Source organism: Nocardia ignorata NBRC 108230 (assembly GCF_001612905.1).
GTDB classification, from domain to species: domain Bacteria; phylum Actinomycetota; class Actinomycetes; order Mycobacteriales; family Mycobacteriaceae; genus Nocardia; species Nocardia ignorata.
In genome coordinates, this window is sequence record NZ_BDBI01000045.1 from 52,870 (window position 1) to 72,862 (window position 19,993).

Sequence of the window (19,993 nt, forward strand, 5' to 3'; positions counted from 1 at the left end):
GAAACGAACGCTACGCCCCCTCGTGCCCGACACGGTCCGAGGTGACCAACCCGACGACCGCGGCCATGGACATTCCTCCACCACACACGTTCAAGACGACGAACAACAAACTCATGACAGCCCCCTCCCCAAAGGTGTTGCGCGATCTGCTGCCCGTTCATCCTGGTCTCTCCGGGATGCGGATGGGTCAATGGCTCACAGTTGCGCAACATTTCGCAACATTATTCTGTCGCGGTCGCCCCCACTCCTAGCGTTATGGCCACGCCGCACGACGCCGATCCGACGAGCAGTCACCGGCGCCGTGGGCGCTCACTTCACCGCCCTCGAGGAGACCGCACAGCCGATGAACGACACAACCCGCCGCGTACCCGCCGAGTTGACCGAGCGGGCCAAGCGCCGTTCGATGGCGATCAGGTGGTCCGACGAACCGCCCACCGGGTGGGAGCTTTACAACCCGTTCCGGGTTGTGTGCTTCGGCACTTTGGGCAATGTGGCCGATTGGCTGACCGTGGCCGAGAGCCCCACCGATGATGACTGTCGGCTACGTCGGGCGATCCAATAAAGCATCGTCTCCGGACACGGGTTCCGGCGGATTCTGTCCGAAGGTCCGAGGCCGGGCTACCCGCTCTGCCGCCCCTTGGCGGTCGTGCGGATGGGCGGCTCACACGGTGGCAGTCGCCCAGCTGTCGGGACCGAAGACCTCGTAGTGGATGTTCTCGGGTGCCACGTCCTTGGCGAGTAGCACCTCTCGCATGCCGAGCATGAACGGCAGAGGACCGCACAGGTAGGCTCGGGTGCCGGGTGCGATGGTGATCTCACCGAGGTCGGCGCGGCCCTGCCGGAGGCCGTCTTCGGGGTGGCGGGCGCCGAGGTTCTCGTACCAGCGGTGCATGACCGCGAACGGTAGGCGTTCTACCAGTTCGGTGAGTTCGGCACGGTGAGCGTGGTTGCTGGGTGAGCGGTCGGCGTGCAGCACCGAGATCGGACGCGAGTCATTGGTTTCGGCGAGGTGGCTGAGCATTCCCATCATCGGCGTGCAGCCGATGCCGGCCGAGATCAGCAGCAACGGCGCGTCATCGTCGTGAAGTACCAGGTCACCGAACGGCGTGGTGACGTTCAGCGTGTCGCCTTCGAAAACATTGTGGAACAGGAAGTTCGACACTTCGCCAGCGGGGATAGGCGACTCGTTCGCCAGAATCCGGGCGTCGACGCGCTTGACGGTAATGCGCCAGTCATCGTGCGAGGGTGCAGAGGACAGACTGTACTGACGGATCTGCCGCGCGCCATCCTCGAGATGGACACCGACCGACAGATATTGTCCTGGGGCGAAGGAAGGCAGGGGTGTGCCGTCTGCCGAGGCAAGCACGAAGGAGACCGTGTCGGCCGACTCGTGGCGGCGGTCGCGGACACGCACCTGGCGCCAGACATCGCCTACCGCGACACCTGCAGCCTGGTAGAGCCCGGTTTCCATCGAGATCAGTGTCTGCGCCATCAGCCAGTACACCTCGTCCCAGGCAGCAGCGACCTCGGGGGTGAGGGCGTCACCGAGCACCTCGACGATGGCTTCGAACAGGTGCGTGTGCACGATCGCGTACTGTGCGGGCTCGATTCCCAGCGACGCGTGCTTGTTGGCAATTCTGGACAGGATCAGATCGACACGGGCCTGATCGGGCTCCAATTGAAGAGCCGCAAAGGCGGCGACGGCTCCGGCGAGCGCTTTCTGCTGGCCGCCTTGTTTCTGGTTTCCGCGGTTGAACAGGTTGCGTTCGAGTTCGGGGTGGGCGGCGAACATCTTGCGGTAGAACAGCGTTGTGATGTCTTCGATGGCGGCGCCGACTACGGGCAGGGTCGCGCGGATGATCTCGGTCGCAGTGGGCGAGAGCATGTCATTTCCGATCGTTGAAGAAATGCGGGTGACTGCGCCGACCGGCTGGGGCAGGGCGAGCAGGATGGTTCCGGTGGGTGCCCGGGTGAGGTCCTCGATGGTGAGAGGGTCCAGTGACTCGAAGAAGGCTTCTTGTGCGTGGCGCAACGCCGAGCGCAGCAGGCAACCCGACCGCAGCGGGCACGGATTGGCGCCGTCGCATTCGACCACTTCCGCGTCACCTTCGAGGCGGCGCGCGAGCCATCCCACCGAGGCGGTGTGCCCGAGTTCGGTGATAGTCAGGCCTCCTCCGCGTCCGCGGCGTGCATCGACGATGCCGAGCTCGGAGAGTCGGGTAATCACTTTCGTCGCGTGTGCGTAGGACACCGACAGTTCGTCGGCGATGCCCCGGCTTCCGGGGCGCTCACCGTCGGCGGCCACAGCGAGCCGCATGACGATCCGCAGTCCGAGGTCGGTGAACCGGGTGAGCTGCATGACCAGACCGTACTTTAATTCGTATCTGGGATACTAATTTATGTGACAGGTGTTACGCGCGGCCCGATGTGCGCATAGGTCAGGCAATCTGGTGTGACTACCGCCGTCACGCTTGATCAGCGTGCAGCGATAATGGGCATCGGCCTCTGTGGTTGGAGCCCAAGTCGCGCGCTCGGCCGCCTCGGGTCCGCCGCCGTCACACGCCGCTCACCCCGTCTGCTGCCAGGTGTACTCGTATTCGGGGACAGTGAATCCCGCCTCGAATGTGACGGTGCCGGAACCGGTTCGGTGCCAACCTCTACTCTCGTAGAACTTGATGGCGGGGGTGTTCGCAGTAAGAACCTCCAGGTAGACCGGGCGCTCGGGGTAGGTAGCGGCCGACCAGGTCAGACCCGAGTCGATGAGGCCGGTACCGATACCGACGCCGTGCGCATCGGGGTGTGCGTGGAGGTTGTCGAGCAGGACCCTGCCGTCTTCGGTGGGACGGAAATAGGCGAAACCGACGACGGTTGAGTCTTTCTCGGCGACGAACACTCCCGCCGTGACCGGCTCGGACAGCAGCGTGCGCCAGCGGATGGCGTGATCCGCGTCGACCGGGCCGTCGAGGTACTCGTCGGGAAAGATGCCCGCGTAGGCGATACGCCAACTGGCGGTATGGAGAGCGGCGATGGCCGCGGCGTCGGCGGAGCCACCTGTGCGAATCAGCATGCGGTCGAGCATGGTCGAGGAACGCCGGGTTTGTCACACGGATAATTTCCGGGCAGCCGGATTCGACCCCGGCGAGTCGAGAGTTCTCGTCAATGTGCAGGTAGTGCATGGATTCCCACGTGGGGTTCGTTGTTCGAGGATCAAGTCGAGTAGCTGGTTTTCCTGCGTCAACGTGTGTGAAATCGCACGTAGCGGCGGCATATGGGCGAAATGGGGTCGGTCAATTGTCGCTGCCTCGAGCGGGTGCGGCGCGCTTGGGGTAGACGCCGTGACCGACCTGTAAGTAGGACAGCCGATCGGCCAGCCAAGTGCTGAGTCGTCGGACGGCGTCGTAGAAGTGGGCGTCCTTGCCGATCACGACACGGCCCGTACCCTTTACGGTCGCGTCGACGATACGGTGCGCCACGTGTTCGGGCTGGGCCGAGAATGCCTTGGCGAGCTTCTCGGGCGCACCCATTTGCCGAGCGACCTTGCGCACCAGGTCGGTCCACACCGAACCCGGGAGCACCGTGGTCACGGTGACATTCGAGCGGCCCCGCAGATCCTGCGCCAGACCGTAGCTGAACAGGGCGAGCGCGGCCTTGGACGCGCCGTACATCGCGGAGCCGGGCACCGGAACGATCGCTGACAGGCTCGAGGTGTTCAGGATGACCCCTCGTGGGCGTTGCAGCAGGTGCGGGAGGAAGGCTCGCGACATCCACACCGCGCCGAAGAAGTTCACCTGCATCAGCGTCTCGATCCGGGCGTCGCTCAGATCTGCGACGGGCTGGAGTTCCTGGGCGATTCCCGCGATATTGAACAGACCGTCGATCTGTCCGCGAGAGGCGATCACGCTGGCTGGAAACGCGGCCACGGCGGCACGGTCGCAGATATCGATCGGGTGGGAGGTGAAGCGCTCGCGGTCCGTGACCAGTGCGGCGGTAGCGGTCAGTGCCTGCTCATCACGATCAGCCCCGACCACGAACGCTCCGCGGGCGATCAGCTCCAATGCGACGCATCGGCCGATGCCGTTCCCGGCTCCGGTGACGACGAAGACGCTTCGCTCGATGTGCATGTGTGGTTTCCTCTGTCGGGTGTTCAGTCGAGCGTGAGTTGGATCGGCTCACGCGAAAGGGTGGGGCGGTACATGCAGCGCGTGCCCGTGTAGATGGTGGGCATGCATTCGTTGCAGTGCACACACGCCGAGCGCGTCGAGTCATCGGCTTGGATGCGGCGCAACAGATTCGGTTCGCGCAGCAGGGCCCGGCCCATGGCGACGAATTCGAAACCCTCGGTCCTGGCCAGGCACATGGTGTCGAGATTTGTGATGCCGCCCAACAGGATCAGCGGCATCGACAGCGCTCGCCGGAAGTGGCGGGCCCGCTCCAGCAGGTACGCCTCCTGGTACGGGTACTCCTTCAGGAAGGAGCTCCCGACCAGGCGGAAGCCCAGGCGGGCCGGACCCGGCAGCACTTTCGCGAAGGAGCGGCGCGGGGGTGTGCCGTGGAAATACAGCATCGGGTTCAGCAGCGAACTACCGGCGGTCAATTCCAGGGCGTCGAGCGCGCCGTCGGCCTCTAGCCAGGCGGCCACCTGGAGCGATTGGGGAATGGCGAGGCCACCGTGCTGGCCGTCCTCCATATTGAGTTTGGCCGTGACCGCGAGTCGACCGCCCACAGCATCTTTTACCGCACAGGCGATTTCACGCGCCATCCGCGCCCGATTGAGCAGGGATCCACCGTAGCCGTCCTTGCGCCGGTTGAGCAGCGGGCTGAGGAACGAGCTGGCCAGGTAGTTGTGGCCGAAGTGGATTTCCACCGCGTCGAATCCGGCCTGCTCGGCCAGGCGGGCGGCATTGGCGTGAGCGGCCACGGTTTCGGCGATCTCGGCGATGGTGGGAGTCTTGGTGAATCTCATGCCGAGCGGGTTGAACATCCGGCTCGGCGCGAGCGCGGGCACTCGATTGGAGGCGGCGTTGGCCACCGGTCCGGCATGACCGATCTGCGCGCTGGCCGCGGCGCCCTCCGCGTGCACGGCATCGGTCAGCTTCCGCAGTCCCGCAACGGCTTCCGATCGCATCCAGATCTGATGCCGATCGGTTCGACCGCCGGGCGCGACCGCGCAGTACGCGACAGTGGTCATGCCGACGCCGCCAGCGGCGACCTCCCGATGGAAGTCGATCAGTTCCTCGGTGACCAGGGCGTCCGGCGTGCGGCCTTCGAAGGTCGCGGCCTTGATCACCCTGTTGCGCAAGGTGATCGGACCCAGCTTGGCCGGTGCGAAGATGTCGTTCATAGCTGTTCTCCCGTCGGCGCGGTCAGGCCGGCCACCACGAAATGTCTCAGTGTGTCCAGGTCCGGCTTCGCCATTCCGTGTTCGTCTATTTCGGGGCTGCCGAAACGCATGATGATCAGATCGAAGGCGAGCATCCACCGACGGCGACTCTCCTGGGCGCTCAGTTCGGGCAGCAGCGCGGCCCAGGTGTCCATCCGAAACCAGGGTCCCCGCCATGCGGTGCGATGGCGTCCGAGGACGAACCGTGCCAATAGCCGAAGATGCAAGCGGCCCAAAGGATCTCCCGCGAGCTGAACGAAGGGCGCGAGGATCGTATCGACCACGGTGGGCATCGCGTCCGGCCCCGGAGTCGCACGCGCCAGGCCATCGGCCCACAGCGGTCCCAGTCGATCCTCGATCAGCGCACCGACCAGGGCTTCCTTCGATCCGAAGTGGTAGTGCACCGCGGCCGAGTTCGCGCCCGCCACGGTACAGATGCCACGCACTGAAACCTCGTCGTACGGCTCGGTCAACAGCAACGACTCAGCAGCGGCCAGCAGTCGCTGCCGCGTCCCCGACTTCACCTCATCGACCATGCCCAGAAGTGAAACATGTTTCAATCGAATTTTCAATCATTGATTGAATCAGTGGTTGGGGCCATCGGATCGGCACAGATCGATAGGCGTGGTGATTTCCCGACCGAGGGGCTGCCAGCCCGGCTACGGTGCGGCCGTTGCCTCGCTGACGAGGACGGCTGCGACGCGGCCCGCGTAGTCGATGACGGTGGCCGGTTCGTCGCCTGCCTCGACTCGGCGCACGCACGCGTCGACCAGCGCCTGTATCGACGCCGTCACCAGGGCGGGATTCGTCACCGCCGCTGCGGACAGTTCCGCGCGCAGGAGGTCGGCCAGTTCGGTGTGCAGCGCGATCACCCGCGCCCGCGCGCTCGCCGAGAGGTTCATCCGCGAGAGTGCGGTGCGCCAGGCGTGATCCCCGTCGACGGCCAGTTCGATGTTGGCGCGCACGTATGCCACCACGCCTGCGGCTGGTGTCGGCGCGGCCTCGATCGTGTCGCGGACCGCGCTCGTCCAGCGCGGGAAGCCTCGGGTGGCCACCATCTCGATCAGGTCGTCGATCGAGTCGACGTAGCGGTAGATGCTGTTGCGGGCGATTCCCGCGCGGGCCGCCACGGCCCCGGCGGTCAGGGTGGTGCCGCTGTCCTGTGCCAAGAGGTACTCGGCGCTGTCGATCAGTGCCGCGAGTACTTGGGCGCGATGCGCGCGGACGCTGTCCGCATTGATCTTGGGCATGGGCCTCGGCTGCCTTCTTTTCCCGTGTCTGGTTCAAGTTTGGGTACGTGCTAGCGTGCGTCGAGCTCTTGGAGACACCCTGTCTCCAAGATGACTTTGTGTGCGGCCGGAACCTGGTCAGATCTGCGCCGCGCACCCGGCGACATGGAGTTACTGCGATGAACGACTTTAGTGGGATCGACGGCTTCCTCGGCACGAGGGCGTCGTTCGCGATGGACATGATGGTGACGTTGATGGTGCTGGTGGTCCTCGCCCTCGGGTGGAGTGTGTACCAGGTCAAGGTCGGCCGGCGGCTCCGGCTGCACCGCGGGGTCCAGCTCGGGTTGGGTGTCGCGCTGCTGGTTGCCGTCGTGCTGTTCGAGCTGGATGTGCGCTTCAATGGCTGGCAGGAGCGCTCCGCGGGAGTCGTGGGTGGCACGGCGTCTACCGCGGTGTCGACTTCGCTGGCGATCCACCTGGTGTTCGCGGTCACCTCGGTACTGCTGTGGCCGGTGGTGATCGTGCGGGCGGTGCGCAATTTCGGCAATCCGCCGCACCCCGGCGCGCACGCCGCGTGGCACCGGCGGTGGGCCAGGGTCGCGGCGATCGACATGACGCTGACCGCAGTGTCCTGCTGGGTCTTCTACTGGCTCGCGTTCGTCGCCTGACCGGCAACAGAGATCCGCACATGAGGAAGGCCACCTCGCCACCGCCGATGCCTTAGTACTGCAACTGCACTCGCGTAGTTCGGTGCTGATAGACCTGTCGGGTGGTGTTGGATCGGCTGTGGCCGAACTGGATTCGTTGATGGATAGTGGCGAGTCCCCGATAACGAGTCCGCCCGGCAGTAGAGCCGGGTCTGGTCGCTGGTCTGGAATGTAAGCACAGGTGGACTCTGGCCGAATGCGCTGGTGAGAGGGTTCCGGATGGAATGCAGCGGCTGCTGCGCGCTGCGGACTGGGACGCCGAGGTCACTGCTGTCGGGCGCGGTCGATGTCCACTCGCGTACCCCGCATCGGTGTCTGCTCACGGTTGAGCAGCTCCGGTGCCAGTCCGCCGTGACAGGAGGCCGGTGTGCCATCGGCGTACACGACACGCCACCACGGCACGTCGTCGAGCAAGCTCATCGCTCGTCCTACCTGCCGTGCGGTCGCACCGATCCGGTTACCGACATCACCGTAGGTGGCGACCGACCCGGCGGGGATGGCACAAACCACTGCACGGACTTCCTCGATGAGACTCATGCCGGCCCCGAGGGATGCGCCGGATAGGTCAACTGCCCGTGGCCGACCCGCGCGTTAATGTTCAGGACCGCCGGTTTCGCTGTCGAGCGCGAGATGATGTGCACGACCTGCACCCCGTGAACGATCAACGCATCGGTGATCAGCCGGCGATGACAGCGCCACGGCACCGCCTCACTGCACATGATCGCAGGCCGGCAATGTTCGGTCAGTTCGAGCAATTCGTTCAACCCTTCGGCGAACCCATCTTCTGCCATGTAGTCGGCGTAGTCACGGAAGGCCTTGACCCGCCAGGCTCCGTTCACGCTCGAAACGTCCTTGGGGGTATACCGTCGACCGCCCAATTTCCGGATCCACCGGTACCTGATATCAGCAGGAAGGGCATCCACAATCGCCTGCTGGTTCCATTGCGGGTACTTCCTGGACGACGGAACGAACGCACATCTACGAGGCAGGTGATCTCGTTGCGCCGCAACATCTGCACCATTTCGCCGAACTCGCGCATTGAATGCCCTACCGTACAGATCCGGTTCGCCATCCAGCACCTCACCGATGAGCATCCATCGCGCGACGGCTCGCACCCCGTTCATCACACGATCATGCCTCATAGTCCTACTGCAATGAGACGACACGACTCCGCCCGGCCACGACACCGCTCGCGCGTCATGTGTGGGTGGCGCCTGGTCGACGCATTCACCTCGGACGAAGCGGTGGAGCAGTGGACGACGTCCTAGTTGACGCGATGGCTAGACGCGCCACCGCTGACATTTCGAGCGTATTCCAACCGAGGCGCCACCGGGCATGCCCTCAGGTGGTCGCATCGTTACTGACATCCCATGACGAGGCCTACTGACATCAATAACGAACAGCGAGGTCGTCTCCTGACATTTAGATGACGAGTCTCAGGTCGGCTTGGTAGTCGGTCGATGGGATGCGAGGAAAATCTGATCGAGGTGGTAGCGCACCACTGCGGCGGCGGAGTCGGGGGTGTGCTGGCCGATCAACACGCTGGTGCCGAGGCCGTGGGTGAGCATGACCAGTCGGGTCGCCTCGACCGCCGTGTCTGTGCTGTCTGCGAGTTCGCCGAGAAGCTGTGCCTGTGCGAGTGCCTGTGCGATCCGTTCTTCGAGGCGGTCGATGTTCGCGACGAAAGGGTGTTGTGCGAGTTCGGGATCGGTCATGGCCAGAACCGCGTACGAGGTGCCGATCAGGTGGAAGGCGCGGCTGGCTTCGTCGGTGGGCAGGGCTTCAGCGCAGAACGCCTCGACGAGCGCGCGGGTGGGCGGCGGGTCGGGCAGGCCGATGAGTCGTTGTTGCCATCGGTCGTGGCTGAGTTGCTCGAGGTGGTTCAAGGTGCCGGTGAGCAGGTCGGCTTTCGTCGGGAAGTAGTACTGCACAAACCGTAGCGAGGATCCGGCTTCGGCGGCCACAGCACGAATCGTGACCGCGTGCAGACCCTTACGTGCGGCGACCCGCACGACCGCGTCGGCGATCTCGGCTCGCCGTTGGGCGTGATCGACAGTTCTGGGCATGGTCGTCCCTTCTCGACGGCACCACCCTCTTGGTGATACACATGTATCGGATACAACTGTATCAATCTGGAGGTGGGTGGTGAAGCGACCCGACACACACGAGGAATCGGCGTTAGTCCCGGCACGCGCGGCCGCGCTGCTGATGATGGTGTGCGCAGCGCAGTTCATGGTTGTGCTCGACATCTCGGTGGTGAACGTGGCATTGCCGTCGATGCGGACGTCGCTGGGCTTCACCGACACCGGGCTCGGCTGGGTGGTCAACGCCTATGCGCTGGTGTTCGCGGGCCTGCTTCTGGTCGGCGGTCGCCTGGAAGATCTCTATGGGCGCAAACGTGTTTTCCTTGCCGGTCTGCTGTTGTTCACCCTCGCCAGCTTGGTCGGCGGACTGGCCTCGACGCCGGGCTGGCTCATCGGTGCTCGCGCCGCCCAGGGAGTAGGCGCGGCGGTGCTGGCCCCGGCCACGCTGACGATCCTCTCCACGAGCTTCGCCGAGGGTTCACGGCGGACGAAGGCCCTGGCGATATGGACCGCGATCGGTCTGGCCGACGGGACGGCGGGCAATCTTCTCGGCGGAGTCCTCACTGAATTCTGGTCGTGGCGCGCGACTTTGCTGATCAACGTGCCCATCGGAGCAGTCGCGCTGGTTGCCGCGATCTATGTCATCGCCCCGGACTCGCCGAATCGCCCGCGGGTCCGCGTCGATGCGGTGGGGGCCGTGCTGGTGACGTGCGGGCTCGCTGCGATCGCCTACGGGTTCGGGGAGGCCGCGGTGCGGGGATGGTCGGCAGCGGTGACAGTGGCAGCACTCGCGGGCGGGGCGGGGCTGCTGGTTGTGTTCGTGGCGGTTGAGGCGCGGTCGGCGGTCGTGCCGCTGATTCCGTTGCCGTTGTTGCGGATTCGGTCGGTGGCGGTCGGCAATATCGCGATGCTGTTGGCTGGGGCGTGCCTGAATCCGATGTGGTTCTTTCTGACGTTGTCGATGCAGAACGTCCTGGACTACACACCGATGCAGACCGGGCTGGCGTTCCTGCCGCACACGCTGATCACTATCGCTGTCGGCACCCTCGTGACGCCGTGGTTGATGGGCCGGGTCGATGCACGGGTCCTGATCGTCGGTGGTGCGTTGCTGGCCGCGGCCGGATTCGCCTGGCAATCCCAGCTCGACGCCGAGAGCGCCTTCATGACCGGAATTCTCGGCCCCGCAATAGTTTTCAGCGTCGGCGCCGGACTGCTGAACACCCCGCTCACCGCGGCCGTCACCACGGGAGTGCCCACCACAGATGCGGGCGCGGCCTCGGGGCTGATGAACACGACCAAGCAAGTCGGGGCAGCGCTCGGTCTGGCGGCACTGATCACGACGACGGCGGAATCGAGTTCCGGCTATAGCCGCGCCTTCTTGTTGATCGCCGCGGCCATGATCGCAGTCGCGGCAACCGCGGCGGTACTGCCTGCTCATCGCGACCGGCGGTGACTGCGACTCGCGACAATGCCAGGTGACTACGACGACGACTGTCCGGGCAATCGGGTGGGATCGGTGACGGTGACCTGCGCGGTGGTCAGGGTCAGCGCGCCGGGCAACGCGGCGAAGGCTTCCTCGACGCGGGCGATGAGCGAAGTACGTGCGCCCGCGCCGCGCCGCGCCGAGTGCCGTTCGGCGCGGACCCAGTTCTTGGCCGCGCAGCGCCACGCGGCCAACGCAAGCTCCGGCAGTAGCCGGATGGTGACGTCGGTGCGACCGTCGGCGCCGGTGCGTGTTTCGAGGGCGTCGACCAGACGTTCGTGGGCCGCCAGGGACAGTGCGTTGCTGTGGTGGCGTAGCGCGGTGTTGTGGGCGATCAGTCGGCGGGTGGCCAGGAACCGGCGTTCCCAGTCGGAGTCGCGGCCCTCGATCGCGGAGATCATCGTCGACCGCAGCGTGGCCAGGATCGTGGTGTCGGTCTGGTTGGTATGTGTGGCGAAGGTGTCGAGGTAGGCGTCCCACAGCTCGGCTTCCGCGGCGAGCGCGACATCTTCTTTGGAGGCGTAGTAGCGGAAGAACGTGCGCTTGGAGATCTCGGCCTCGGCCACGATCCGGTCGAGGGTGACCGTGTCGAACCCGTCGTCGGTGAACAAGCGCAGCGCGATCTCGCCCAACTGCTGATGGGTGCGTTGCTTCTTGCGTTCGCGCAGCGAAATCACCTGCACGACATCATCGCCAGTTCGTTCGCTCACGGCCTCACCCTAATCAATCGCTCGGCGACTCTTTCCAATAAAACACCCCTAGGTGTAATTTTACACTCAGTGACATTTTCTGACTGGGTGGTGTGATGCGGCAGCGAGCGGAACTGATAATCATGCTGGGGGCCTCCACGCTGGGGGTGATGGCCGGTGCGATCGTGATGCCGGTCCTGGAAGTCATGCGCGGCGACCTCGGCGTCAGCGGTACCGCGGCGGGCTTCATCATCACCGCGCACGGATTCGCTATCGCGGTCATCAGCCCGGTGGTCGGGCGGGCGATCGACCGGTGGGGTGTGCGGGTGCCGCTGGCCGCAGGCCTGGTTCTGTACGGGCTGGCCGGTGGTGCGGGACTGGTGATCACGTCGTTTCCGCTGCTGATCGCCAGCCGCCTGTTGCTGGGAGTCGGTGCGGCGACGGTGTTCAGCGGCACCACCGTCGCGATGCTCGCGATGGCCACCGGCACCCGCCGTGACCGACTCATGGGCTGGCGCACGACAGCGACGACCGCCGGAGGGCTGATCTGGCCGCTGCTGGCCGGAGTCCTGGGCGGGATCAGCTGGCATGCGACCTTCGCGATCTACCTCGTCGGGATCCCGCTCGGCATCGCGGCCCTGCTGGTCATCCCGAAACACCCTGCGACACAAGAAGCGGGCGCGGCCGCGCGGTCGGGTTCGGCGCTGGATCTGGTGCGCCGGTACCCGAGGTTGTTGGCTTGGTACGGGTTGATGGTCACCACCGGGCTGATGATGTACAGCCTGGCAGTGTTCCTTCCGCAGCGCTTGGCGCAGTTGGGGATCGCGGCGCCGATCTTCGTATCGCTGTTCATGGTCGTGCAGGCCGTCGCGTCCATCGGCGTGGGTCTGGGATACGCGCGCATCCGGGCGCGATTCGGGTTCGCCGTGCTGCTACGCACCACCGCGTGCTGCTGGATCGGCGCTTTCATCGTGCTGGGCCTGGTCACGCACCCGGCACCGGTGTTCGCCGCGTCGGCGTTGTTCGGGGATCGGCAACGGGCTGCTGCTGCCGGTGATCACCGTGCTCATCGGCGAAACACCACCGGCGACGCGGCGCGGCCAGGCGACCTCGTTGTCAGGCACGGCGATGTTCACCGGCCAGTTCGGATCCCCGCTGGTGTTCGGGCCGCTGATGGCCGCCACCTCCATCACCACCGGATACCTACTCGCCGCCGCGATCGCGGCCACCATTCTCGCCGGGCTCTTCCTCATCCGGATCGACGATCCCACCGAGAAACACGCCTCTGACGGCGGCGAGCAGTCAGGTCATGCCGAAGATTCCGAGGAGCGTGTGGTGAGCAAGTCGGTGAACTCCTCGGCATAAGCCAGATGCCGCCGTAGACGTTCGGCGCTGTCAGCGGCCTTCCCGCGGAACGCGAGCAGATCCGCCTGCGCCGTCGCGCGCGCGGCAGGCTCAGACGAGGTGTCGTCGAGGATCTCGATCGCATCGAGCAGCTGCTTCATCTCCGCGAGGGTGAAGCCGAGCGGCTTCATGCGTCGGATGACCAGCATCCGATCGACGTCGGCCTCGGTGTAGAGGCGAAACCCTCCACCGGAGCGGGCTGAGGGTTGCACCAGCCCGACCTCGTCCCAGTGGCGGATCGACTTCACCGACAACTCGGTACGCTCGGCGACCTGCCCGATCTGGAGATAGCCGCTGGTGTCGGCGCCCACCTCAGTGCCCGCCGACCAGGTGCCCGGACAGCCTGTCGTGGCGAGCCTCCGAGGCGGCGTTGAGCCCGATGATCTCGACGTTCTTGCCCTTCGCGGCGTACTTGGTGGTGATCGCGTCCAGGGTCGCCACGGTCGAGGCGTCCCAGATATGTGCATCCGACATGTCGATCACGATATTGGCCGGATCGTCGACGTAGTCGAACTGGTAGACCAGATCGTTGCTCGAGGCGAAGAACAACTCGCCGCGCACCTTGTACACGCGGGTGTCGATAGCGCCGTCGTGGTCGGTGTCGGCCTCGGCGACCTTGTCCACCTCGGTGAAGTGCGCGACGCGGTGGGCGAAGGCGACCATCGCGGTGAGCACACCGGCGATCACGCCGTAGGCGAGGTTGTGCGTCGCCACCGTGACCGCGACAGTGACCACCATGACCGTGGTTTCGGCGATCGGCATGCGCCGCAACGTCTTCGGGGCGATCGAGTGCCAGTCCATGGTGCCGACCGAGACCATGATCATCACCGCGACCAGCGCCGCCATCGGGATCAGCGCGACCACGTCACCGAGCCCGACCACCAGGATCAGCAAGAACACACCGGCCAGGAAGGTCGAGATCCGGGTCCGCGCACCGGAGGACTTCACGTTGATCATGGTCTGGCCGATCATCGCGCAACCACCCATGCCACCGAAAAAGCCGGTCACCACATTGGCGACACCCTGGCCCCAGCCCTCGCGGGTCTTGTCGGAGTGCGTGTCGGTGATGTCGTCAACGAGCTTGGCCGTCATCAGCGACTCGAGGAGGCCGACCAGCGCCATCGCCAGGGCGTAGGGAGCGATGATCTTCAGCGTGTCGAGAGTGAAGGGGACGTCCGGAATGAGCCAGGTCGGCAGGCTCGACGGCAACTCGCCCTCGTCACCGACGTTGGGCACGTTCAGCGAAAACACAATGGTGGCCGCGGTGAGCAGCACGATCGCCACCAGTGGAGCCGGAACCACGTTCGACAGCTTGGGCAGCAGCACCATAATCGCGATGCCGATCGCGACCATCGGATACACCAGCCACGGCACCCCGAGCAGATGCGGGATCTGCGCGGTGAAAATCAGAATGGCCAGCGCGTTGACGAACCCGACCATCACGCTGCGCGGAATGAACCGCATCAGCCGTGCCACGCCGATCACGCTGAGCACGGTCTGCAATACACCGGCGAGGATGACCGTGGCGATCAGATAGTCCAGGCCGTGCTCGCGGACCACCGGTGCGATCACCAGCGCGATCGCACCGGTCGCGGCGGAAATCATCGCCCGGCGACCACCGACGATCGAGATCGTCACCGCCATGGTGAACGAGGCGAACAGCCCGACGCTCGGGTCGACCCCGGCGATGATCGAGAAAGAGATCGCTTCCGGGATCAATGCCAGCGCGACCACCAAGCCGGCCAGTACCTCGGTCTTCAGCCGTTTCGGACTGCGCAACGCAGCCAGTACCGAGCCCTCATCAACCGGTCGATGTGTCGTCGACACCATCGGCACTCCATTCCATACATCGCGCGCACGCAGGCGCGCCGGACACAGCGCAGCACGCATACGCCACGTCGGGCAGAAAGTCATTGGGATACGAGCGAACACCCCGAGTTGGTGAAGAGCTGACCTGTGTCCGCCACGCTGCTGGACACATCAGCTATCGCTCAGCGATCCAAACTCTACCTTTACGGGAGGGTATGGTTGCAAGCGGGAATGGACAATCGTGTCGTACGTCTCATCTCCGACGAAGTCGGTCACGGATACTCCGTTCCCGTCGGCCCGAGCGGAAAGGACCCGGCGCTGTCGCACTCTGCCCGTACCGCCGTACCGCAACCAGGCTGGTGCAGTGATGTCGAAATTCGCGACCGGTCACGAACAAGACGCTGTCGAAATTCGCGACCAAGCGCTGTCTGAATTCGCGATCAAAGCCAGCTCTCGGACGGAGGCAGGTGACGGTGCTGATTCTCTTCACGGATCATTTTGCGTAGGCTGATCCGGGCCGCGGCCAGGTCGTCGTCGGCTTCGGTGAGCTGCTGCTGCAAGCTGACGTTGCTGTCCTGTGCGGCTTTCAGCTGCTCTATCAGCATCTTGTTGTGGGCGGTGAGTTCGTCGACCCTGGTGATCAGATCTGCGGCGCCGAGTTGGTCGAGTTGCTGGCCGAGTTGCCGTTGAACCGTCGCTTTGAGCTGGTCGCGTTCACTGCGCAACCGAGTGATCTCAGCGTGAGCCAGGGCGAGATCGGTGCGGACCCCAGCCGGAGTAGCCCCGCGGCCGGCCGCGCGTTCGTGCCGTGGCCGGGCTTGCTGATGGGCGCGGGCCTTTTCGATGTGCTCGCGGACCCCGCCGGCGTAGACGAGCCAGTTGGAGACCTCGGCTGCGCGAGCGACGCCGAGGAAGGTGATCGGCTCATCACGGGCGACCATGTCGTTGACAACGGCCAGGACCCGGCCTCGCTTCTCCAGGCTGGACCGCTTGCGTGCTTCCTGGAGGACCTGGGCCGGTGTTCGAGGTGCGCTCATCTGGCTTGCTCGCTCTTGATCACGTGCAGAGGCAGGGTGATCCGGCCTTCGGCGGCGCGAACTTTCCGTAGGACCGAGGCTGCCTCCTTCACCGCGTGGCGCTCCTCATCCGGAAGGTGGCTCATGTGATCGCGGAGCGCCCTGACGACCTTCTGGAAGGCGCTGATCTGGTCGGTGAGGTTGCGGATCACGAATTCGTCGGCATCCATGGCCTGAGCCGTCTCGCGGTCGCTCTTGAGCGAGCGGATGTGGTCCTCGACCGCGGGCAGGTAGGACGGATCCGGTCGGTAGAAGCCGCAACCGGCGCATTGGAACCTGATCGAGCATGCCTTTCCGCCTGCCTTGACGTTGCTGGGCTCGTGGCAGTTGCCGAACGGGACGGCCACCGACTTGGCCTGGTAAGAGACGGGCGATCCGGCCTTCGCCGGTCGTCCGGCTCGGTCGAGGACGTGATGGCGTATGGTCTCGACCGCTTCACGTTTGCGGGCCAAGGTGACCTTGAAGTAGCCCATCGTGGTGGACACCTGGACGTGGTCCATGATCTCTTTGAGCACTTCGACGCGGACTCCCGCATCGGCGTAGCGCTGGGCGAATGAGTGCCGAAATGCGTAGGGATAGATGAGAGTTCGGTCGAACGGCAGCCGGTTCCCCCTAGAGTCCAGGTCCTCGGAGTAGAGCTCGGGAATCCCGTCGACCCACTCGTTGAGGACTTCGCCGAACCGGGAAGGTCTCAGGTAGCCGTCCACGGCGTCGTTCGTGGCGGCGGGAAACAGGTAGTTCCGAGCGCGCGCCGGAAGGACCAGCCGGCTGCGGCGTTCACGCCATTCGACGATGGTCTTCGCGGTGGATTCGACGATCGGCAGTCGTCGGTTTAGCCGCTTGCCCTTCTGGTTGTCCCAGATCAGGTTGTATTCGCCGTCGAGGTACTCCAGGCAGTCGAGTTTCAGTGAGCAGGTCTCGCGCGGGCGGCGACCGGTGTCACGGTGGACGCTGTAGACAGCCTGGAACATCATCTGGGCGTCTTCGCGGGACAGATCGCCATAGCGGATCCCTGGTTCCTCGCCGAGCATGTGCAGGTGATCATCGAGCTGCCGGATGACCGGCTCGGGAATCGCTTTGCCGAGTTCGTCCTCGCTGACCTCGACGACAGCGATGTGGTGGGTCTTGTGGCGAGCGAATCCGGCCGGCACCGCGTCTAGGCGACCGGTGTCCCGGCCGAAGTCGAGTATCTCGAAGAACCTGGAGAGCAGAGTCCGCCGATACTTGTTGGTGAGCTCCTGGCCCTTGTCTCCGAGGGCGACTCGGAACGAATCGACAACCGCGTTGATGTCTGCGAACCCCAGCTGCGTCACGTCGTCACCGCCGCCGGGCCGGCAGCGCAGCACTGCGGAGGCCCGGCAGCATGATCCGAAGTATTGGCGCAAGGCGGTGGTGTCCGGGTTCGTCGATCGCGCCCATTGCTGGACCAGATCCCGCAGCCAGGATTGTGTGATCTCGGTGAAGTCGATCGTTCCGGCCAGTACTCGCTTGCCGGACAGCGTGTGTGTCGACGGGATGTCGAGCGTGCTCAGGTGCCAGGTCGGCTCATCTCTGGGATCGACGCCACGGAATCGAGGCACGGCCGCGTCGAGCCTCAGCTTGATGTCGCGCAGGAAAACCAGGCCGACCTTGCTTCCGCGTACGCCCCCGCGGGTGTTCGCTTCCCAGAAGGCGGTGTTGCCGACCAGGTGCCCGACCCCGGCGGCGCGTTTGAGTGCTCCCCGCATGGCTTCGGGGTCGATCTTCGAATCGCCGCTTCGATCGCGTTCCTGCATGGCGAAGAGCACTTCCGACCTCACCAACGGTGTGCACCTGTTCAGCGAGAACTGGTGCGCCAGCATGAAGGGCGTCGCCACCTGATCGACCCAGTGCGCCAGATCGCCGGTGTTGTCGCAGAGGCTCCCGGACGCGACGGCCAGCCGAAATTCCTTGTAGTGGGTCGGGCAGAGCCGTCGTCGGCCGAACGGTTCGATGATGCATCCTCTGACCCGGCACTTAACAAGGGCTGCAAGTGGTTTGGCCCCCGCTGCCCACTGCTCGAAGGTCCGGCCCTTGCGCTCGTTTCTCCGAAACGCCTGGTAGTGGTTGCGGCAGAGTCCACGGGACCAGCTTTTGCGGAGACAGCGGACGTCTCCGTCTGCGACAACGCAAAATTCGTGGCTGCCGAAGCGGCGATTGCGGGTGTCTTCGGGTGGGCAGGTTCGCAGGAATTCCTCGCTGCTGAGCCCGCTCTGCTTCTTCGCTCGGCCGCAGAGCGTGCAGAGGCCGCCCCCTTTCGCGGTGAGCATTCCGCAGCGCAAGCACCGCCAGATAGCTGTCCGCGGATTGTCAGGGTTCCCGCTGAACAGCAGCCGTTCTGCGTCCCATTCGCCGGGCCGCCAATCCGGGTCCACCTGGCCGTCCAACCATACCGACCAAGCGGCCAAGTCGATCGTCCCGTTCAAGGGCGCGGCCGTCGGCGTCAGCGCTGTCACCGCAGCGGGGCTGGTCACTGGTTTCCCTTCTTCTGTGCCGCCGCGACAGCGTCGAACGCAGCGCGTTTGTCCTTGTCATCGACGTGGGTATAGACGTCCATGGACCGCGCGGACACGTGTCCGAGGATCTCCTGCACCACGCTTCGATCGGTGCCGGCGCGCAGGAGCTCCGTCGCTGCCGAATGCCGCAGCATGTGGGGTCGGGCTGTGATGCCGGCGCGGACGGCGAGCCGATCGAACATCTCCTTGACCGTGCCGTACTTCATTCCCTCGCCCAGTGGCGCGTGGAACATGTTGACCAGCACCAGGTCGCAGTCGGCGGCCGCGGGCACCAGATCCCGTTCGAGCTGGTAGTCGATGTAGCTGTCGATCACATCGGCGGTCACCGGAATCGAACGAGGTTTGCGTGATTTCGCCCAAGCACCGTTGGCGTTTCGGCGCCGACGGACGTGAACATGCGGTCCCTCGAGCGGGCAACCCAGTTCCTTCGAGCTGGCCAGCAAGTGCATGTCCTCGCGGCGCAGCCCCAATGCCTCACCGATCCGCATGCCCGTACAGCGCAGCAGCGATACCAGGAACCGGTCACGCGCCCGGGGCGCCGCCTGGATCAGGGCGTCTATCTGATCGGGCGTGAGCCATTCGTAGCCGGGGATCGCGACCCGGAACTTCACCAGCTTCGTTCGCACCGTGCGGAATTGGCCGTCCTCGCCCGGATCGAATCCGGATGGCAGGAAGTCCAGAAACTTCTTCGCACTCAGTGGCGCAACAACTTCCGGCCGCACCCAGCGATGCGTACAGCCGAACCTCAGGAACTCGCACACCGTGGTCACGATGTGATTCGCGGTGCCTTTCGACCGGAACCGCGGCTCGACGGTCGGCTGGTGGCCGCGTGGCGGCAGCGGGTCCTCGACGAGCCATCGCAGAAAGGCCCCCAGCTGCCACACGGTCGGCGAGGCCCAGTCCAGGCCCGTTTCCGCGCAGTAGGCCAGGTAGAGCGCGATCCGGCCCGCATAGGCGCGCTCAGTGTTCGGCGAGCAGTCCCGCGCCCGCAGTGACGCCAGATAGGCGGTGGCCTCGATGTGTAGGACGTAGAAGACAGTCCACGACGACCCACTGAACGACCCCATCCGCCGGGCTGACGGCACGTTCGGCGCGGAATGCTTGCGGTCGACCAACCAGACCTGATGTCACTTGAGGACTCCCAGATAGGTGTGAGGTACGTGAGGGAGAAGGCTACCCAACTCACGTTCCGAAAATGGTTGAGATCACCCAAGATAACGGCCGGTCAAGGATGAGCCGGCCCACTTTCACTTGGACGTCGGGTACTGGTTCACCACGGCAACAGCCGATATCGGGCAAATCCAAGAGTCCGAGGTGAGCGCTGCAGCCTGGTATCCCCTCGCCGAAGCCGAGCGCCTCGTCGGGCACCGGATCGGGCGTGCACGAGTCGACCAACCCGAGCGCTGAACTGACACACCGGCTTGAGGTCGTTGTGGCCTGTTCACACCGCTCTACAGCGTGATCAACACCCCAGCGCAATGGGATCCGCGCGGCGCCGACCGCTCTCGGCGGTGCGGAGCCCACCCGGGCCTAGCCCGCCGATGCGGTCAGCCACAACTGGAGGTCGACTTGGGACAGCACCAGTCGATGTAGCGGCA

Annotated in this window: 19 protein-coding genes and 3 pseudogenes; 6 read left to right on the forward strand and 16 right to left on the reverse strand. The window is 65.0% G+C overall.

What is annotated here, in order from left to right; all coding sequences use genetic code 11:
• Window positions 1–343 precede the first annotated feature (343 nt).
• Entirely contained in the window at window positions 344–562 is a 219-nt protein-coding gene (locus tag NI2_RS30185) for a hypothetical protein (protein ID WP_133734299.1), read from the forward strand.
• A 99-nt stretch (window positions 563–661) separates the two neighbouring features.
• Here the strand turns inward: NI2_RS30185 and NI2_RS30190 are convergent, their stop codons facing one another.
• The 7 genes and pseudogenes from NI2_RS30190 to NI2_RS30215 form a co-directional block, all read right to left on the reverse strand.
• Window positions 662–1,885: a globin domain-containing protein gene (locus NI2_RS30190; protein WP_067497978.1), complete on the reverse strand. Its 1,224-nt coding sequence runs from the start codon at window positions 1,883–1,885 to the stop codon at window positions 662–664.
• A gap of 93 nt (window positions 1,886–1,978) precedes the next feature.
• Window positions 1,979–2,359, reverse strand: a pseudogene (locus NI2_RS34235) (RrF2 family transcriptional regulator); the annotation flags it as partial.
• A 207-nt stretch (window positions 2,360–2,566) separates the two neighbouring features.
• Window positions 2,567–3,067 (reverse strand): GNAT family N-acetyltransferase, encoded by a 501-nt coding sequence (locus tag NI2_RS30195; protein ID WP_067497980.1) that lies wholly within the window; start codon window positions 3,065–3,067, stop codon window positions 2,567–2,569.
• A gap of 220 nt (window positions 3,068–3,287) precedes the next feature.
• Window positions 3,288–4,121: an SDR family NAD(P)-dependent oxidoreductase gene (locus NI2_RS30200; RefSeq protein ID WP_067497924.1), complete on the reverse strand. Its 834-nt coding sequence runs from the start codon at window positions 4,119–4,121 to the stop codon at window positions 3,288–3,290.
• A gap of 23 nt (window positions 4,122–4,144) precedes the next feature.
• A complete protein-coding gene (locus NI2_RS30205) occupies window positions 4,145–5,341 on the reverse strand; it encodes an NADH:flavin oxidoreductase (protein WP_067497928.1) in 1,197 nt (398 codons plus the stop codon).
• A complete protein-coding gene (locus NI2_RS30210) occupies window positions 5,338–5,916 on the reverse strand; it encodes a TetR/AcrR family transcriptional regulator (RefSeq protein ID WP_067497932.1) in 579 nt (192 codons plus the stop codon). Before NI2_RS30210 ends, NI2_RS30205 begins: the two co-directional genes overlap by 4 nt.
• Before the next feature lie 123 nt (window positions 5,917–6,039).
• Window positions 6,040–6,630 carry a TetR/AcrR family transcriptional regulator gene (locus NI2_RS30215; RefSeq protein WP_067497935.1) on the reverse strand — a complete coding sequence of 197 codons (591 nt, stop codon included), beginning with the start codon at window positions 6,628–6,630 and terminating at the stop codon, window positions 6,040–6,042.
• 158 nt (window positions 6,631–6,788) lie between these two features.
• Between NI2_RS30215 and NI2_RS30220 the strand changes: the two genes are divergently transcribed.
• Window positions 6,789–7,277 (forward strand): DUF420 domain-containing protein, encoded by a 489-nt coding sequence (locus tag NI2_RS30220; protein WP_063816373.1) that lies wholly within the window; start codon window positions 6,789–6,791, stop codon window positions 7,275–7,277.
• Between the two features lie 164 nt (window positions 7,278–7,441).
• Window positions 7,442–7,579 (forward strand): annotated as a pseudogene (locus tag NI2_RS35430) (IS701 family transposase); the annotation flags it as partial.
• 1 nt (window position 7,580) lies between these two features.
• Here the strand turns inward: NI2_RS35430 and NI2_RS30225 are convergent.
• The 3 genes from NI2_RS30225 to NI2_RS30235 all read right to left on the reverse strand — a co-directional run bounded on the left by NI2_RS30225 (window position 7,581) and on the right by NI2_RS30235 (window position 9,382).
• Window positions 7,581–7,853 (reverse strand): MGMT family protein, encoded by a 273-nt coding sequence (locus NI2_RS30225; RefSeq protein WP_067497938.1) that lies wholly within the window; start codon window positions 7,851–7,853, stop codon window positions 7,581–7,583.
• Entirely contained in the window at window positions 7,850–8,440 is a 591-nt protein-coding gene (locus NI2_RS30230; protein ID WP_243750157.1) for a DUF488 domain-containing protein, read from the reverse strand. Before NI2_RS30230 ends, NI2_RS30225 begins: the two co-directional genes overlap by 4 nt.
• 312 nt (window positions 8,441–8,752) lie before the next feature.
• Entirely contained in the window at window positions 8,753–9,382 is a 630-nt protein-coding gene (locus NI2_RS30235) for a TetR/AcrR family transcriptional regulator (RefSeq protein WP_067497941.1), read from the reverse strand.
• A gap of 79 nt (window positions 9,383–9,461) precedes the next feature.
• Between NI2_RS30235 and NI2_RS30240 the strand changes: the two genes are divergently transcribed.
• The gene (locus tag NI2_RS30240; protein WP_243750158.1) at window positions 9,462–10,853 is read left to right on the forward strand and encodes an MFS transporter; all 1,392 of its coding nucleotides are present in this window, start codon (window positions 9,462–9,464) and stop codon (window positions 10,851–10,853) included.
• Between the two features lie 26 nt (window positions 10,854–10,879).
• Here the strand turns inward: NI2_RS30240 and NI2_RS30245 are convergent, their stop codons facing one another.
• The gene (locus NI2_RS30245; protein ID WP_208115429.1) at window positions 10,880–11,593 is read right to left on the reverse strand and encodes a TetR family transcriptional regulator; all 714 of its coding nucleotides are present in this window, start codon (window positions 11,591–11,593) and stop codon (window positions 10,880–10,882) included.
• Between the two features lie 122 nt (window positions 11,594–11,715).
• Between NI2_RS30245 and NI2_RS35805 the strand changes: the two are divergent.
• Window positions 11,716–11,952, forward strand: a pseudogene (locus NI2_RS35805) (MFS transporter); the annotation flags it as partial.
• Between the two features lie 682 nt (window positions 11,953–12,634).
• On the forward strand, window positions 12,635–12,937 hold the full coding sequence (locus tag NI2_RS35810) for a hypothetical protein (protein WP_371852024.1): 303 nt from the start codon (window positions 12,635–12,637) through the stop codon (window positions 12,935–12,937).
• On the opposite strand, the gene NI2_RS30255 is transcribed toward NI2_RS35810, so the two are convergent.
• The 5 genes from NI2_RS30255 to NI2_RS30275 form a co-directional block, all read right to left on the reverse strand.
• The gene (locus NI2_RS30255; RefSeq protein ID WP_067497946.1) at window positions 12,880–13,287 is read right to left on the reverse strand and encodes a MerR family transcriptional regulator; all 408 of its coding nucleotides are present in this window, start codon (window positions 13,285–13,287) and stop codon (window positions 12,880–12,882) included. The two genes, NI2_RS35810 and NI2_RS30255, sit on opposite strands and share 58 nt — an antisense overlap.
• Before the next feature lies 1 nt (window position 13,288).
• Window positions 13,289–14,806, reverse strand: coding sequence for a SulP family inorganic anion transporter (locus NI2_RS30260; protein WP_067497989.1), 1,518 nt, complete (start codon window positions 14,804–14,806; stop codon window positions 13,289–13,291).
• A 419-nt stretch (window positions 14,807–15,225) separates the two neighbouring features.
• Window positions 15,226–15,822 carry a hypothetical protein gene (locus NI2_RS30265; RefSeq protein ID WP_067497949.1) on the reverse strand — a complete coding sequence of 199 codons (597 nt, stop codon included), beginning with the start codon at window positions 15,820–15,822 and terminating at the stop codon, window positions 15,226–15,228.
• Entirely contained in the window at window positions 15,819–17,660 is a 1,842-nt protein-coding gene (locus NI2_RS30270; RefSeq protein WP_255284051.1) for a tyrosine-type recombinase/integrase, read from the reverse strand. Before NI2_RS30270 ends, NI2_RS30265 begins: the two co-directional genes overlap by 4 nt.
• 689 nt (window positions 17,661–18,349) lie before the next feature.
• Window positions 18,350–19,462 (reverse strand): tyrosine-type recombinase/integrase, encoded by a 1,113-nt coding sequence (locus tag NI2_RS30275; RefSeq protein WP_067497954.1) that lies wholly within the window; start codon window positions 19,460–19,462, stop codon window positions 18,350–18,352.
• Window positions 19,463–19,993 lie beyond the last annotated feature (531 nt).